Consider the following 15,011-nt stretch of genomic DNA (forward strand, 5'->3'; position numbering starts at 1 on the left):
GTCATGGCACCCAGCACCCGATTCCGTGATTGCCCGCCTTCAGACGGGACACCTAGGCTGACGGAGTGGATGTCGAATCGTTCGAGGAACGGTCCGGCGGGCAGGATCGCAGCGGACCGCTGTCATGGCTGAAGAACACCAACTACAGTCCCGATGTCATCGCCTTCGTGAGGCGTGCTCGCCGCGCGCTGCCTGGCGACCCGGATTTCGGGGATCCGTTGTCCGCGGCGGGCGTTGGTGGTCCGCAGGCCGCGGCCCGTGCGGCCGACCGGATCCTTGACCGGTATGCCGCGTCGCGCGAGGTGAGCCTGGCGGGTCTGCAGATCTGGCAGGCCCTGACCGAGCGCGTGTCCGGGCGGCCAGCCAATCGCGAGGTCACGCTGGTGTTCACCGATCTCGTCGGATTCTCGGAGTGGTCGCTGAGGGCAGGCGACGATGCCACGCTGAAGCTGCTGCGGCGCGTGAGCCAGGTGACGGAACCGCCGATACTGGAAGCCGGCGGACACATCGTCAAGAGGATGGGTGACGGCGCGATGGCGGTGTTCGCCGATCCCGCCACCGCCGTTGGAGCCGTCCTTGCTGCGCTGAATGCCGTCAAATCCGTTGAGGTGGGCGGTTATACACCGTTGATGCGGGCGGGCATCCATACCGGGAGACCCCAGCGGATCGGTTCGGACTGGCTCGGCATCGACGTCAACGTCGCCGCTCGGGTGATGAGCCGCGCCACCAGGGGAGGACTGGTCGTGTCGAACGTCACCCTGGAGAGAATCTCCGACGAGGACTTCGAATCGTTGGGCATCACGGCGAAACGCGTACGCAAGCAACTCTTCTCGGCAAAGGTTCCCGGAGTTCCCGACGACCTCACCATGTATTGGGTGAAGACTCGCAGTGATCTGCCAGGAGCGGATGCCGTGAACGGGGAGGCGTCGAGGGCATAGTCGGTCCCAATGGCGTTCGGACTGTTGTGTCGGTTGGCCCGGGTTCGGGTGACCATGGTCTACGCCATCTTGCTGGTGGCCGTCACCACGACGTTGCTGAAGCTCGGCCCGGACGTCCAGGGTCGGGTGTTGCAGCACGCCAGTACCAATCTGCACAACCTGAGCCATGGGCACGTCGGCACGCTTCTCGGCAGTGCCTTCGTGGTCGACGCCGGGCCGATGTACGTCTGGCTGCCGGGCCTGATCTGCCTGCTCGGAGCCGGCGAGCTCATCTGGCGTAGTGGACGACTCCTGGTCGCGTTCGCCGTCGGCCACGTGGGTGCCACTCTGCTGGTGGCGTCTGGACTCACCGCCGCGGTTCGGTTCGGCTGGCTGCCCGGCGCCGTCAGCAGGGCGATCGACGTCGGCACGAGCTACGGCGCGGCCTCCGTGCTCGGCGCCCTCACCCCGGCGGTACCCACGCGCTGGCGTCCGACGTGGATCGGATGGTGGCTTGCGGTCGCAGCGGTACTCATCGCCGGTGGCACGGACTTCACGGGCGTCGGCCACGTGGTGGCGCTGATTCTCGGCATGGTGGTGGCGACTCGCTTCGGCCGTCCGCGACGGTGGACGCCCGCACGGGTGGCGCTGCTCGCCGTCGGCGGGTCATTCGGCTATTCGATCCTGGTCGGCAGCGAGGGCGCGATGGTCTTGGCGGCGGCCGCCGGTTTGGCAGGCGGTGCGCTGGGGACGGTGGTCACGCTGCTCCATTCACTCCTTCATCCACAGTCGCCGATTCATCGACAGGAGGCGGATTCGCGGGTGCCGACGGTCGGTCGCCGCGAATAGATTCGTACACATGTGTGGGTGGCGCGGGTGGAGACTGCGGCAGCAGATCACCTCCGCCGCGGAGGGGAAAGAACCACGTCGACCCTCACGCGTTGCGGCCCCACCAGAGCCAGGCGGGAGCTTGCCACCTCAACTGCTGGTGCCGAAAGACAGAATCGTCGCCGGTATTTCAGGCCTGAGCACCGGCCGCCTGGTTTGCGTCTCGGTTGGCAGGAGATTGTTTGATCCCGGATGTCAGTACGAGAACCGACAGCACGATGGCAGCGAGAAGCAGCGCTGGGACATCTCCCCACAGATGTCCCATGTGGTGACCGCCGCCGAATGATTGCACCGCCATGATCGCGGCGTGGACGAGGCTCGAGCACACGGTGAACCAGATGAGGCTGATATTGGCCTCAGGACGACGAGCCGCGTTCCACAGGAAGATGCCCAGCGTCGCGTACAGGCCGACGATCATCATGAAGTAGTCGGACTGGTAGGGAGCGCCGGGATGCCACGCCCACCCCGACGGCCACACCATGGCTAGCGGGTAGAGAAGAATCATCACCGCGCCAAAACCGACGAGCGCGATCTGAAGAAGTCTGTAGCTGTATGAGGATGCCATTGCGCGCTCCAAGAGATATGGGCCTTTGATACGGCGTTGCCAGGATCTCCACGTCGATAGTGAAATGACGGTACGCCGTGTCGCCCCGGCTCAGACTCGATTGAGCCGAACCCCGAGACGGTCGTTGCATCGTCGTCCGACTAGGTCATCGGCCGGCCCACTCCTGGGTTGACTGCTTCGACCGTACGCGTTGCGGCGCAACCAGAGTCAGGCGCTGCCACACTGCCTCGTGATCATGGCCGATGCCGCGATCGCCTACGGGTGACCTCGTCGAGCAGCCTCGTTGTCCCGCATCGCGACTAAGTACGCTCATCCGATCGAAGGTTTGATGGCGCAAGCGGAGAGCACCACGCCACGGGCGCGCTGCGGCTGACGCCCTGACGGCGCCTCGCAAAATGGCTTGCCGAGCGGTCGCCCTGGGGGCCGAAGAGTGCATTATTAGTCGCAGGCGTCAATTGAGGACCCGGGGGGGTTTCAGCATGGCATGTACGTGATCGCCGGAACCTTTGCCGTTCTGTGCGCCCAGCGCTACCGAGACCCCATCCGCATCACGCTCAATCACCCCGCGCAACGACGTCTCATAACAGGCGTTGACCGAAGCAACGCCGACGTCGTTCGCGCACAGAACGACACGGTCAATACCACCTCACTCAACGCTGTTGCAGGCCACGTCTGCACCCGCTCAGCCAATCTGCTCCAGGCCGAGGACCTCGTATCCGGCGAAAGGCCATCAACGTGCAACCGCGCCCAAGAGCCGGGACGGGGTCGACCAGGAGAGGGGGAGATGAAGCGGTGGGACTGAACACACCTTGGGGCCATTCTCCGGTGCAAGGGAATGACGTGGATGCCGAGCCGTTGTCCGGCGACTACGTCGAGAAGATGTTCACGACGGCTGGTGCCGGAACGAACAACATGGTGGATTACTTCGACAGAATGTCGCACGGCACGTCGAGCTCGCGCGGAGCGCCGCGATGGCCAACGGCGTGAATCTGAATGGGTTTCCGCGTGGTGTGGTCCTGATGAACCTTCCAAGGCGTGCTGTTCGGCCAAACGGGGGGTTGGGCTGCTGTCTGCGACGGCGGCAACTGTCAACCGTGCTGGCTCGGGCAGGAGATGGCCACCCGTACGGTCTGGAACACTCACGCCGAAGCCGGTTCACTGGCCGACTACCAGGACGCGCGGGACATCATGAGCACCCTCAATGGGTGCTTCATGGAACCTGGCGGTCCGTACGGAGTTTTTGGTCCAGGCCTGAACGCGGCCAACATGCGCGGCCGCGGTTGGCTCGATCGGTCTCGCGTACTCACCATTGACTCGACGAAGAGGCGATTCCCGCGAACCGTTCAGCTCAGGCCGCTGCATGCCCGCGAGCTTCCCGGCTATCTTGCGCTCGAGATCGACGACTACATCATCGAATTCCGTGACGTACGTGGGTGGGATGTGGCGATGCCCTGGCCGGCCGTCTTCGTGCACACCTTCGATGACAATCATTCGTACCTCGAGCAGAACAAGGACGGCAAAGAACAACTGCTCGTCGGTGACTCGTGGGAGTTGGGGAGCGAGGGCATGACTGACCTGCCCTATACGCGTGTCTTCATCGAAGCCATCGACACCACGAATCGCACTGCGACCCTGACTCTGACGCACAGGGGCGGCCGATCGTTCCCTCAATACGTCGGCGGCTCCCGCGGCATTCCATGGGTAGACGGTGGAGGGTTCGTTGGCGGCTCCCTAGGCACTCCATGGGTAGACGGTGGAGGGTTCCTCGGGGGTTTCGGAAGCCAATCGATCCATGTGCAACCAGGAGACGACCTCGTCGAGGTAGCAGACCAGCTAGTGGCGTTCAAGTCCGTTGAGAATTTGCAGTACGGTCCAGCTCGTGACGCTGTCCAGCGAGCAGCGATGGAACAGCTTGCGCACTTTGCGGAACACAGCTTGGACGCCTCAATGGTGGCAATGTCCGCACGCCTGCTGAACTTTCACCGGGCAACGACATCTCGTTCGAGCAACCTTCATAGCCGCTGCCGTTCGCCTCACGTCGTCGGCCGCGGCCAATCCTGCTGCGCCACCCTGTGTTTGCGCGGGCGTAGACGGTCGAGAATCAATCTGAGCGGTGGCCAGTTCGCCCGTCCGCGCCGCGTCACCGCATATGCCGTCAGGACGACGCTCGGATCCGTGAGTCGCAAGACCTTGATGCCGACTCTGGTGGGCCGGTTCAACGGCAACAGTCCAACGCCGTAGCCGCCGAGAATGAGGTCCTCGACCAGGTCGAGGCTGTCGATCTCGTGGGCGATGCGCGGTGTGAAGCCGGCCAGGCCAGCCAAGGTGCGGACTGCGCCTTCGTCAGCCGTGTTGCGTGAGTTGACGATCCAGGTGGAGTTCCGGTGGGTGCGCAGGTCGGCGACGTCGTCGGTACTGCCGTCATCGGGAACCCCCAACCCCCATGGGCTTGACCACAAGGCGTGCGCATCCAGAACGGAGTCGGGGGAGGCGGGGGCCAAGTTGTAGTCGTACGTCAGTGCGAGGTCCAGATCGTCGTCGACGAGGAGACGGAACGCTTCACTGGGCTCGTATTCGCTGATGCGGACGTCGATGTGCGGATGCTCGGAGGCAAGCTCACCGAGGATCGGGAGCAGCGACACGCGAACGCCGGTGGCGAAGCCGCCGACGCGGACGGTGCCCACCGGTTCGGCTTCGGGATTGAGATCCGCTCGAGCCGCGTCGACCGCGGCCAGTATGGACACCGCGTGGTCGGCCAGCCGTCGGCCGGCCGGCGTGAGACGCACCCGCCGTCCGTCGGGCTCGATGAGCTGCTCCCCGGTCTCCTTGGCCAGAGCGGAGATCTGTTGAGACACCGTCGACGTGGTGAGGTTGAACGCCTCGGCCACTCGCCGCATCGAGCCAAGCCTGGAGAGCGCTAACAGGAGACTCAGTCGCCGCGTGTCCACAACGGCATTGTCCGCGATTCATGAACGGATCGAGTGCGATCGACCGATATGCCGGCACGATCAGCTGGACCGCTGTGATCTGCATCTCAAACTGAGACGGAAATGAGGCAGCTCACCGGGTTCCATGGGTCTCGCATCGCCCCCAGCCCGGCGGACGAATGGCCCATCTATCAGGAGGCTCGAGTTGAGCAGACAAAGCCTGACCAAGGCGCACGCGAAGATCAGCGAACTCACGTGGGAGCCGACGTTCGCAACCCCGGCCACCAGGTTCGGCACCGACTACACGTTCGAGAAGGCGCCGAAGAAGGATCCGCTCAAGCAGATCATGCGGTCGTACTTCCCGATGGAGGAGGAGAAGGACAACCGCGTCTACGGAGCCATGGACGGCGCCATCCGCGGCAACATGTTCCGGCAGGTGCAGCAGCGCTGGCTCGAATGGCAGAAACTGTTCCTGTCGATCATCCCGTTTCCCGAGATCTCGGCGGCCAGGGCGATGCCGATGGCGATCGACGCGGTGCCCAACCCGGAGATCCACAACGGGCTCGCCGTGCAGATGATCGACGAGGTACGGCACTCGACGATTCAGATGAACCTCAAGAAGCTGTACATGCACAACTACATCGATCCCGCCGGTTTCGACATGACCGAGAAGGCATTCGCGAACAACTACGCGGGCACCATCGGCAGGCAGTTCGGCGAGGGGTTCATCACCGGCGACGCCATCACGGCGGCCAACATCTACCTGACCGTGGTCGCCGAAACCGCCTTCACAAACACTCTCTTCGTGGCCATGCCCGACGAGGCTGCCGCCAATGGGGACTACTTGTTGCCGACGGTGTTCCACTCGGTGCAGTCAGACGAGTCCCGACACATCTCCAACGGCTACTCGATTCTGCTGATGGCGCTGGCCGACGAACGCAACCGCCCCCTGCTGGAGCGCGATCTGCGGTATGCGTGGTGGAACAACCACTGCGTGGTCGATGCCGCAATCGGTACCTTCATCGAGTACGGAACCAAGGACCGTCGCAAGGACCGCGAGAGCTACGCCGAGATGTGGCGGCGGTGGATCTATGACGACTACTACCGCAGTTACCTTCTGCCACTGGAGAAGTACGGTCTGACCATTCCGCACGACCTGGTCGAGGAGGCGTGGAAGCGCATCACCGAGAAGGGTTACGTGCACGAGGTTGCACGGTTCTTCGCCACCGGTTGGCCGGTCAACTACTGGCGCATCGACACCATGACCGACACCGACTTCGAGTGGTTCGAGGACAAGTACCCGGGCTGGTACTCCAAGTTCGGCAAGTGGTGGGAGGCGTACAACCGGCTGGCGTACCCGGGCCGCAACAAGCCCATCGCCTTCGAGGAAGTCGGCTACGAGTACCCACATCGCTGCTGGACGTGCATGGTGCCCGCCCTCATCCGCGAGGACATGGTCGTCGACAAGGTGGACGGCCAATGGCGAACGTACTGCTCGGAGACCTGCCACTGGACGGACGCGACGGCGTTCCGCGACGAATACGAGGGCCGGCCGACGCCGAACATGGGGCGGCTCACGGGCTTCCGCGAGTGGGAGACGCTGCACCACGGCAAGGATCTCGCCGACATCGTCAGCGACCTCGGCTACGTCCGTGACGACGGCAAGACCCTGGTCGGTCAGCCGCATCTGAACCTCGACCCGAGGAAGATGTGGACGCTCGACGACGTTCGCGGCAACACGTTCAACAGCCCGAACGTCATGCTCAATCAGATGACCGACGACGAACGGACCGCGCACGTCGCGGCCTACCGCGCAGGCGGAACGCCGGTCTGATCACGACCCGGTGGGTGGCACCAGCGCACGTCGCGGTGCCACCCGCCGTCACCAACCAGAAAGCAGCGCCATGGCGGAATCGCACAAGATCAGCTTCGACCCGGTGGACATCGACATGGAGGTGAGCGAGGACGAGAACATCCTCGACGCCGCCTTCCGGCAGGGCATCCATCTCATGCACGGCTGCCGCGAGGGCCGCTGCTCGGCCTGCAAGTCCTACGTTCTCGACGGCGACATCCAGATGGAGAACTACTCGACGTTTGCCTGCAACGACTCCGAGGTCGACGACGGCTATGTTCTGCTGTGCCGGTCACATGCGTTCAGCGACTGCACCATCGAACTGCTGAACTTCGACGAGGACGAACTCCTCGGCGGGATCCCCATCCAGAACGTCCGGACCCGAATCGCCGCGATAGAACCCATGACCCGTGACATCGTGTCCCTGCGGCTCACTCCGATCGAGCCCGCCACCTTCGAGTTCAAACCCGGCCAGTACGCCGATCTGCACATCCCGGGAACTGAGGAGCACCGGTCCTTCTCGATGGCGACCACCCAGGCGTCGACCGACGAGGTCGAGTTCCTGATCAAGAAGTATCCCGGGGGCAAGTTCTCAGCGCTGCTGGACGGTCAGCTCAGCGCCGGCGACGAACTCTCGCTGACCGGCCCCTACGGGTCGTTCACGCTCAAGGAAGGTCACGTGCTGCCCGTGGTCTGCATCGGCGGCGGTGCGGGGATGGCGCCGATCCTGTCGCTGCTGCGCCACATGAACCAGAGCGAGAACACTAGGCCGGTGCGGTTCTATTACGGAGCACGCACCGCGGCGGATCTGTTCTATCTCGACGAAATCCTGCTACTCGGAAAGGGTTTGGCCAACTTCGAATTCGTGGCCTGCCTCTCCGAGTCTGCCGACGACTCGGTACCTGACTCGATCACCGTTGAGGAAGGCATGGTCACCGACGTCGTGGCCCGCTACGAGGCCAGCATCGGCAAGACCGAGGTGTACCTGTGCGGACCGCCGCCGATGGTCGATGCTGCGCTCGACTTCCTCGACAGCAGCTCAGTGCCCAAGGACCAGGTCTTCTACGACAGCTTTACCAGCCCACTCTTCAGCTAGCCGAGAGGAATCACATGTCCGCCCCCGAGAAGCCCAAGGAACGCAGTTTCCCGACGATCGAGTTCACCGACTCCGAGGCCGGTGCTTCCGAGTTCCCCAGCTCGAAGAGCCGCAGCTACTCGTACTTCAAGCCGGCCAAACTCCGCGCCACGATGTACGAGGACGTGACGGTCGACGTCCAGCCCGACCCGGCGCGCCACCTGTCGCAGGGTTGGCTCTACGGCTTCGGCGACGGACCCGGCGGATACCCGCAGGAGTGGACCGCCGCGAAGTCGTCGAACTGGCACGCCTTCCTCGACCCCAACGAGGAATGGAACCAGACCATCTATCGCAACAACTCTGCCGTCGTCCGACAGGTGGAGCTGTCCCTGAAGAACGCCAAGCGGGCCCGCGCCTACGACGCCTGGAACTCGGCCTGGCTGACGTTCGTCGAACGCAATCTCGGTGCCTGGATGCACGCCGAGAACGGATTGGCGTTGCACGTGTTCACGTCCATCCAGCGTTCCGGGCCGTCGAACATGATCAATACCGCGGTCGCGGTCAACGCGGCCCACAAGATGCGCTTCGCCCAGGACCTCGCGCTGTTCAACCTCGACTTGGCTGAGGCTACGGAGGCGTTCGACGGAAGCGCTCACCGGGCGGTATGGCAGAAGGCGCCCGAATGGCAACCCACCCGCGAGGTCGTGGAACAGCTGACGGCAGTGGGGGATTGGTGCCAACTGCTGTTCGCCACCAACATCGTCTTCGAGCAGCTGGTTGGCTCCCTGTTCCGCAGTGAACTCGTCATGCAGATCGCGGCCCGAAACGGCGACTACATCACCCCGACCATCGTCGGCACGGGCGAGCACGACTACGACCGCGACCTCAACTACACGCGCAACCTCTTCCGGTTGCTGACCCGCGATTCGGAATACGGCGCGGCGAACAAGGCGCTCTTCGGTGATTGGTTGCGCATCTGGGTGCCCCGGTGCCTCAACGCTGCGCAGGCGCTGCAACCGATCTGGTCGGCGCCAGCCGACAAGGCAGTCACGTTCGCGTCGAGCATGGACGCGGCCGTGGCCAAGTTCTCCGCCCTTCTTGAAGAAATCGAGCTCGACACCCCAGAGGAGTTGGACAGATGAGCATGCAATTCGGATCAGCCACCGAGTTCTCGAACATGTGCGGCGTCACGCTGATGAACACTCCCGTCGGACGGGTCGTCGCAGAGGTCATGGGTGCCAAGGACGGGGTTGAGCTCACAGAGTACCCGTCGATGATCCGGGTCGACGGTGTGCGCCTGCTGGACTTCGACTACGACGAGCTCACCGAGGCGCTCGGTCAGGACTTCGACGGCTCCATCTTCGAGGAGATCAGCTCGACCCACTACGGTCGCATGGTCCACCTCGACGACAAGACGATTCTGTTCGCCAGCCCCGAGGACGCTGCCGAGTACATCGGCTTCGACCTGACCGTGCAGTGATGGCCGGCGACACGTACACGCCTGCGATGGCGCATTGCGTCGCAGCCCTGATGCGATAAGACCGCTGGGCCTCAACGAGATTCAGTCACTGACTCTGCAGGTCCAACCCCGCTCGAACAAACCCGCTCGAAAGGAAGTATGGCCATGGCCAAGGAATTGCGGTTCGGCACGGAGGCGCGACTGCGCCTCGAACAGGGCGTCAACGCGCTCGCCGATGCGGTGAAGGTGACGCTAGGACCCAAGGGACGCAACGCGATTCTTGAGAAGCTGACCGGTCCCCCCACGATCACCAACGACGGTGTCACCATCGCCAGGGAGATCCAACTTCGGGATCCGTTCGCCAACATGGGCGCTCAGCTGGTCAAGGAAGTGGCGATGAAGACGAACGGCGTGGTCGGCGACGGCACCACGACGGCGACCGTGCTGGCGCAGGCCATGGTCCGGGAAGGGCTGCGATCCGTCGACGCCGGTGCCAATCCCATGCGGGTTCGGCGCGGCATCGAACGCACCGTCCCCGTCGTGGTGGAGGCGCTGCGGGCCCACCGCGTCCTCGTCGTCGGAAGTGATGACCTGCGCCGTATCGCTGCGCTCGCGGCCAGCGATGACGACGCGATCGGTGACGTCATCGCCAGCGCCGTCGACCACGTCGGCAAGGCCGGCGTCGTCACCACGGAGGAGAGCGACATGCCGGGACTGTCGGTCGACATCGTCGATGGAATCGAATTCGATCACGGTTACACCTCCGGCTACATGGTCACCGATCACGAGCGCATGGAAGCGGTGCTGACCAATCCGCTGATCCTGTTGACCAACAAGAAGATCAGTCAGGTGCAGGAGGTCATGCCCGCCATCGAGGTAGCCAAGCGTGCAGATCGTCCGCTCGTCGTGATCGCCGAGGACGTCGACGGGCCTGCGCTGCAACTGCTCGTCGGTGGCAACATGCACAAGACGATGCAGTCGGTCGTCGTTCGCGCTCCCGGCTTCGGGCATCGGCGCGTGGCCGAGCTCGAGGATCTCGCGGTGGCACTGGGTGGGCACGTCATCGCCAAGGACACCGGCATCGAACTGTCCGAGATCACGAAGGAGCATCTCGGATCGTGCAGCCGGCTTACCGCGACCGAGAACGACACGACCATCGTCGGTCCGCACGGCGAACAGCCGCTGATTGACTCGCGGGTTGCCCACCTGCAGGCCCAGCGGGACCGCGCCAAGCTCGATGCCGACCGGGACATGCTCGATCTCCGCATCGCCCGACTCACCGGCCGCGTCGCGGTCATCCGCGTGGGCGGGGCCACCAGCGTGGAACTCAAGGAGCGCATGCTTCGGGTCGAAGATGCGCTCGCTGCGACGCGCGCCGCGCTCGAAGCCGGCATCGTCGCGGGCGGCGGGACCGCATTGGCTCAGGCGCACCGGGCACTGGACGCTCTCGAGTTGGTGGGTGACGAGGCGATCGGTCGCGAGGTGGTGCGGCGTGCGCTGCCGGAGCCACTGCGCTGGATCGCGATCAACGCCGGGTTCGAGGGTGACGACGTCGTCGACATCGTCGCCGAACTGCCGCTGGGCCACGGATTCAATGCACTCACCGGTGAATACGGCGACATGTTCGACGAAGGGATCATTGACCCGTTCAAGGTGACGCGCGCGGCGCTGGAGAGCGCCGCGTCGATCGCGGCGCTGCTCATCACCACGGAAACCGCGGTGACCGAGGAGATCTTCGGCCAGCCCGGCGCGATCATGGCACCGGGATTCGGCGATCTTGCGGAAGGGATGGTGCGCCCGTCGAACATCTACTGAAGGATGTATCCGGGTAGCTCGTCTCAAATTGAGACCTGGGTCACAATCGTTCGGCGTAGCGTAGGCCCATCATGGTCGAGCAGCCCCTCGGCGTGAGGCACGTCAGGCGTGCCCGCGAGCGATTCCTCAGTGATCACGACCTGGACCAGGCCGTGCGCGAAAGCATCTCCGTATCGTGGCGTCGATCCCGTGCGCTCAACGTGCCCGCCGACCGGCTCGATCTACCCTTCGTTCGCGAGCCGAACCTGGACAGTCCTCTCGTCGACGCCGCCGATCCGGTGCTCCGGCAACTGGCCGAAGGGCTGGTCGACGAACCCATCAGCGTCGTCCTCACCTCGGCCGACGGTGTCGTCCTCCGACGGATCGCCGCCGACGGCCAGCTCAACCGTGTTCTCGATCGGGTGAACCTCGCGCCCGGATACAGCTACAGCGAGGAGTTCGCGGGGACCAACGGCATCGGAACCACACTGGAGACCCGGCAGCCGACCCTGGTGCGGGGCGCCGAGCACTACGCCGAGTGCCTCGGCGAACTTGCTTGTGCAGGAGTACCGATCGTCCACCCGGTGTCCGGTGCGCTCGTCGGTGCGCTGGACCTGACCGGCTGGGTCGACGACGGCGGACCGCTGCTGGCCACCCTGGCCAAGTCGGCGTCCGATCAGATCGAGGGGCGGCTGCTTGCGCGCGCCAGCGCGAAGGAGACCGCTCTGCTCAACGCGTATTTGCGGGCGTGCCGCCGCTCTCCGCAGTCGAAGGTGTTGGCCATGGGCGACGACGTCGTGCTGATGAACCGGCGCCTGCGGTGGGCACTCGACGTCCAGGATCAGGCAGCCCTGCTCGAGCACGCCGCCGACTTCGGCCAGCAGGGACGCACCGGTGGACACCTGCTCGCGCCGCTCCCGAGCGGTCAGAGCGCGCGAATCTCCTTCACCGACGACTTCGCCGACCAGCAGCCTACTCAGATGGCGGTGTGCCACGTCCACCTCCTCGATGCGCAGGTGTCGCACATCATTCCCGCCAGGCAGGCCGTGGATCAGCTGCCGGGTATCGCGGGAAACAGTTCGTCGTGGCGCAGGAGCTGCTCGGTGATCTCGCGGTACGTGGGCGAACGGCAGTGGGTCGCCGTCTCGGGGGAACCCGGGTCCGGCCGGTACGCGGTACTGAAAGCTGCTGCGGCACTGTACATCAAGCGCCCAACCCGAGTACTCACCCCGGCCGACTTTCAGAATGGTGCGCATGCGTTGGAGGCGTTCGCCGCCGAACTCGACGAGAACGGTTTCAGCATCATCATTCGCGACGTCGACCTTCTCGACGAGTCCGTACAGGCGGCGGTGGCCGAGCTGTGCCAAGGACGAGAAGACGGCGGGTGGCTCGGTCTGACCACCGGCGCCGCTGAACACGATCCCCTGGCGCGCACACCGGTTCTGACGTTCGTCGGCCAGACCGTTCCCGTGCCTGCGCTGCGCCACCGCATCGAGGACGTTCACGACCTGGTGCCGCTGCTCCTGCGTCAGCTGAGCCGAGGATCCGACCTGAGGTTGTCAGACGCCGCGACGCGGCAACTCTGCAAGTACAGCTGGCCGGGCAACGTGGATGAACTCAAGGACGTACTGCGGGAAGTCGTGGGACGCCAACGTACCGGCGTGGTCGACGTCCACCAACTGCCGCCGAGGTGTCGCACGCTCAGCCGGCACACGCTCACCCAGATCGAGGCGCTCGAACGTGACGCCATCGTCCGCAGCCTCGAAGCCACCAATGGCAGCAAGCTCGATGCCGCCGCCGCGCTGGGCATCTCCCGCGCCACCATCTATCGCAAGATCAAGGAGTTCGGCATCGACGTGTGAGGGCGGTCAACCCGCGCCCGACGCCACTCACGCAAGCATGGCGCCATCGCGTGTATGCGACGATTCCGGAATGACCGCACGTCCGGCGCACTTCACGCAGACCGACGAGGACACGTTCCTTCCAACCCGTAACGCGCAAAGCCATTGGGGCGACGACCATCTGAACGGGCCGGCCCTCGTCGGCCTCGCCGCCCGCACGGTGGAATTGCGATTCGGCCTCGAGGAGTTCATGCCCGCGCGCCTGACGGTCGACCTGTTCAAGGCTGACCGCGGGGTCGAGACCACCTGCGCGGCGCGATTGGTGCGAGAGGGCCGACGGGTGCGCAACTCCGAATGCGAACTCACCCAGAGCGGCGTCCCGGTGGCCAGGGCCACTCTGGTGCAGTACCGGCGCTCGGAGGCGCCGTCCGGCGAGGAGTGGTCGGCCAGCATTGACTTCGCGCCGCCGAGCGACATCGACCACGCCTGTTTCACGTACATCGGCAGCGACGGGGGTCAGTGGTCCCATGCGATCGCCGACCACCAGAACACGTCGCGAAAGCGGTTCCTCAACCGCACCGTCGACGTCGTCGCGGGGATCGAGAACACACCCTTCGTGAACGCTGCGATGGCCGCCGAGGGCACCAGCCTGGTCACCAATCTCGGCTCGGCGGGGGTGGGTTACATCAACGGTGACCTCACCGTGGCGCTGGCGCGGTTGCCGATCGACGAGTGGATCGGCGTGCAGGCAGACTCGCATTGGGCGGCAGACGGTGTCGCCACCGGTACGGCGACGTTGTTCGACAGCGCTGGCCCGTTCGGCTCGGGGATGGTCACCGCCATCAGCAACCCTGGCGCGCAAATCGACTTCACCGATGACCCGTTGCCGTCCCGGACACCGACGGCGTGACCGATTGACCGTTCGCAATCACTGAACGGTATGTCCACGAATAACACGTGGACGCGAACGGTCCGCGTGCCATTCAATGCAATGGTGGCGAACAACCAAGCCCGCACGGGAACGCTGATGGCGACCGGGTCGATGCTGTGCGTGCAGCTGGGACTCGCCCTGTCCATCGGTCTCATCGGCCAGATCGGCGTAGAGGGAGCCGCATGGTTGAGGCTGGCCTGGGCGGGCGTCTTGCTGCTGCTGATCGTTCGGCCGAGGCCGAACGCCTTCACGAAGTCGACCTTCTTGACCTGCGTCGTCCTGGGGGTCGTCACGGCGGCCGTCACGCTGCTCTTCATGGCCGCGATCGCCAGAATTCCACTGGGTACGGCCAGCGCCCTGGAGTTTCTGGGACCGCTGAGTGTTGCAGTCATCGGCGGCAAGGGCAGGAATCGCTTCGTGTGGCCGGGTCTCGCTGCGGTCGGTGTGGTGCTCCTGACCCAGCCCTGGGCAGGTGCCATCGACCTCCTCGGCGTGCTGTACGCGTTGGGTGCCGCCGTGTGTTGGGGCTGCTACATCCTGTTGACCCAACGCGTGGGTGACGGGGTCGACGGCGTCAACGGATTGGCGGTGTCGATGGGCGTTGCGGCGGTGTTCTCCACCCTGGTCGTCGGATCGACGGTGATCCCCAGGGTCACGCCCGAGATCCTGTTGTTCGGCATCGGTCTGGCCATCCTGCTGCCCGTGGTTCCGTTCACCCTGGAGCTGCTGGCGCTGCGCAAGCTGACCACCGCATCGTTCGGA

The 15,011-nt window shown here is 64.7% G+C and carries 14 protein-coding genes; 11 read left to right on the forward strand and 3 right to left on the reverse strand.

Features of this window, described 5'->3' with window-relative positions:
- Positions 1–65: 65 nt before the first annotated feature.
- Both QOI01_RS06580 and QOI01_RS06585 read left to right on the forward strand, forming a co-directional pair.
- On the forward strand, positions 66–938 hold the full coding sequence (locus QOI01_RS06580) for an adenylate/guanylate cyclase domain-containing protein (RefSeq protein ID WP_526379375.1): 873 nt from the start codon (positions 66–68) through the stop codon (positions 936–938).
- Positions 939–947: 9 nt separating this feature from the next.
- Entirely contained in the window at positions 948–1,766 is an 819-nt protein-coding gene (locus QOI01_RS06585; protein ID WP_526379376.1) for a rhomboid-like protein, read from the forward strand.
- A 169-nt stretch (positions 1,767–1,935) separates the two neighbouring features.
- Here QOI01_RS06585 and QOI01_RS06590 read toward each other — a convergent pair whose 3' ends face one another.
- Complete coding sequence (locus QOI01_RS06590) at positions 1,936–2,370, reverse strand: DUF6632 domain-containing protein (protein WP_526379377.1); 435 nt, start codon at positions 2,368–2,370, stop codon at positions 1,936–1,938.
- Positions 2,371–3,195: 825 nt separating this feature from the next.
- On the opposite strand from QOI01_RS06590, the gene QOI01_RS06595 reads away from it, so the two are divergent.
- Positions 3,196–3,357, forward strand: coding sequence for a hypothetical protein (locus QOI01_RS06595; RefSeq protein ID WP_526379378.1), 162 nt, complete (start codon positions 3,196–3,198; stop codon positions 3,355–3,357).
- A gap of 168 nt (positions 3,358–3,525) precedes the next feature.
- On the opposite strand, the gene QOI01_RS06600 is transcribed toward QOI01_RS06595, so the two are convergent.
- Together QOI01_RS06600 and QOI01_RS06605 are read right to left on the reverse strand one after the other, a co-directional pair.
- Positions 3,526–4,017 carry a hypothetical protein gene (locus tag QOI01_RS06600; RefSeq protein WP_526379379.1) on the reverse strand — a complete coding sequence of 164 codons (492 nt, stop codon included), beginning with the start codon at positions 4,015–4,017 and terminating at the stop codon, positions 3,526–3,528.
- A gap of 386 nt (positions 4,018–4,403) precedes the next feature.
- Positions 4,404–5,318, reverse strand: coding sequence for a LysR family transcriptional regulator (locus QOI01_RS06605; protein ID WP_526379380.1), 915 nt, complete (start codon positions 5,316–5,318; stop codon positions 4,404–4,406).
- Positions 5,319–5,502: 184 nt separating this feature from the next.
- Between QOI01_RS06605 and QOI01_RS06610 the strand changes: the two genes are divergently transcribed.
- From QOI01_RS06610 to QOI01_RS06645, 8 genes are all read left to right on the forward strand, one after another.
- Entirely contained in the window at positions 5,503–7,131 is a 1,629-nt protein-coding gene (locus QOI01_RS06610) for an aromatic/alkene/methane monooxygenase hydroxylase/oxygenase subunit alpha (RefSeq protein ID WP_526379381.1), read from the forward strand.
- A 70-nt stretch (positions 7,132–7,201) separates the two neighbouring features.
- Complete coding sequence (locus QOI01_RS06615; RefSeq protein ID WP_526379382.1) at positions 7,202–8,245, forward strand: 2Fe-2S iron-sulfur cluster-binding protein; 1,044 nt, start codon at positions 7,202–7,204, stop codon at positions 8,243–8,245.
- 14 nt (positions 8,246–8,259) lie between these two features.
- Positions 8,260–9,366 carry a ferritin family protein gene (locus QOI01_RS06620; RefSeq protein ID WP_526379383.1) on the forward strand — a complete coding sequence of 369 codons (1,107 nt, stop codon included), beginning with the start codon at positions 8,260–8,262 and terminating at the stop codon, positions 9,364–9,366.
- Positions 9,363–9,704 (forward strand): propane 2-monooxygenase effector subunit MimD, encoded by a 342-nt coding sequence (mimD, locus tag QOI01_RS06625; RefSeq protein ID WP_526379384.1) that lies wholly within the window; start codon positions 9,363–9,365, stop codon positions 9,702–9,704. The genes QOI01_RS06620 and mimD overlap by 4 nt, the downstream gene beginning before the upstream one ends.
- A 144-nt stretch (positions 9,705–9,848) precedes the next feature.
- Positions 9,849–11,498, forward strand: coding sequence for a chaperonin GroEL (gene groL, locus QOI01_RS06630; protein WP_526379385.1), 1,650 nt, complete (start codon positions 9,849–9,851; stop codon positions 11,496–11,498).
- 71 nt (positions 11,499–11,569) lie between these two features.
- Complete coding sequence (locus QOI01_RS06635) at positions 11,570–13,339, forward strand: sigma-54-dependent Fis family transcriptional regulator (protein ID WP_526379386.1); 1,770 nt, start codon at positions 11,570–11,572, stop codon at positions 13,337–13,339.
- A gap of 70 nt (positions 13,340–13,409) precedes the next feature.
- The gene (locus QOI01_RS06640; protein WP_526379387.1) at positions 13,410–14,228 is read left to right on the forward strand and encodes an acyl-CoA thioesterase domain-containing protein; all 819 of its coding nucleotides are present in this window, start codon (positions 13,410–13,412) and stop codon (positions 14,226–14,228) included.
- An 84-nt stretch (positions 14,229–14,312) separates the two neighbouring features.
- On the forward strand, positions 14,313–15,011 hold a 699-nt coding region (locus QOI01_RS06645), incomplete at its 3' end, for an EamA family transporter (protein WP_526379388.1).

Source organism: Mycobacterium sp. (assembly GCF_032162605.1).
Taxonomy (GTDB): Bacteria; Actinomycetota; Actinomycetes; order Mycobacteriales; family Mycobacteriaceae; genus Mycobacterium.

Coding starts and splice junctions, on each gene's coding strand:
- QOI01_RS06585 (WP_526379376.1), top strand. CDS start 948: ATGGCGTTCGGACTGTTGTGTCGGTTGGCCCGGGTTCGGGTGACCATG.
- QOI01_RS06590 (WP_526379377.1), bottom strand. CDS start 2,370: ATGGCATCCTCATACAGCTACAGACTTCTTCAGATCGCGCTCGTCGGT.
- QOI01_RS06615 (WP_526379382.1), top strand. CDS start 7,202: ATGGCGGAATCGCACAAGATCAGCTTCGACCCGGTGGACATCGACATG.
- QOI01_RS06620 (WP_526379383.1), top strand. CDS start 8,260: ATGTCCGCCCCCGAGAAGCCCAAGGAACGCAGTTTCCCGACGATCGAG.
- mimD (WP_526379384.1), top strand. CDS start 9,363: ATGAGCATGCAATTCGGATCAGCCACCGAGTTCTCGAACATGTGCGGC.
- groL (WP_526379385.1), top strand. CDS start 9,849: ATGGCCAAGGAATTGCGGTTCGGCACGGAGGCGCGACTGCGCCTCGAA.
- QOI01_RS06635 (WP_526379386.1), top strand. CDS start 11,570: ATGGTCGAGCAGCCCCTCGGCGTGAGGCACGTCAGGCGTGCCCGCGAG.
- QOI01_RS06640 (WP_526379387.1), top strand. CDS start 13,410: ATGACCGCACGTCCGGCGCACTTCACGCAGACCGACGAGGACACGTTC.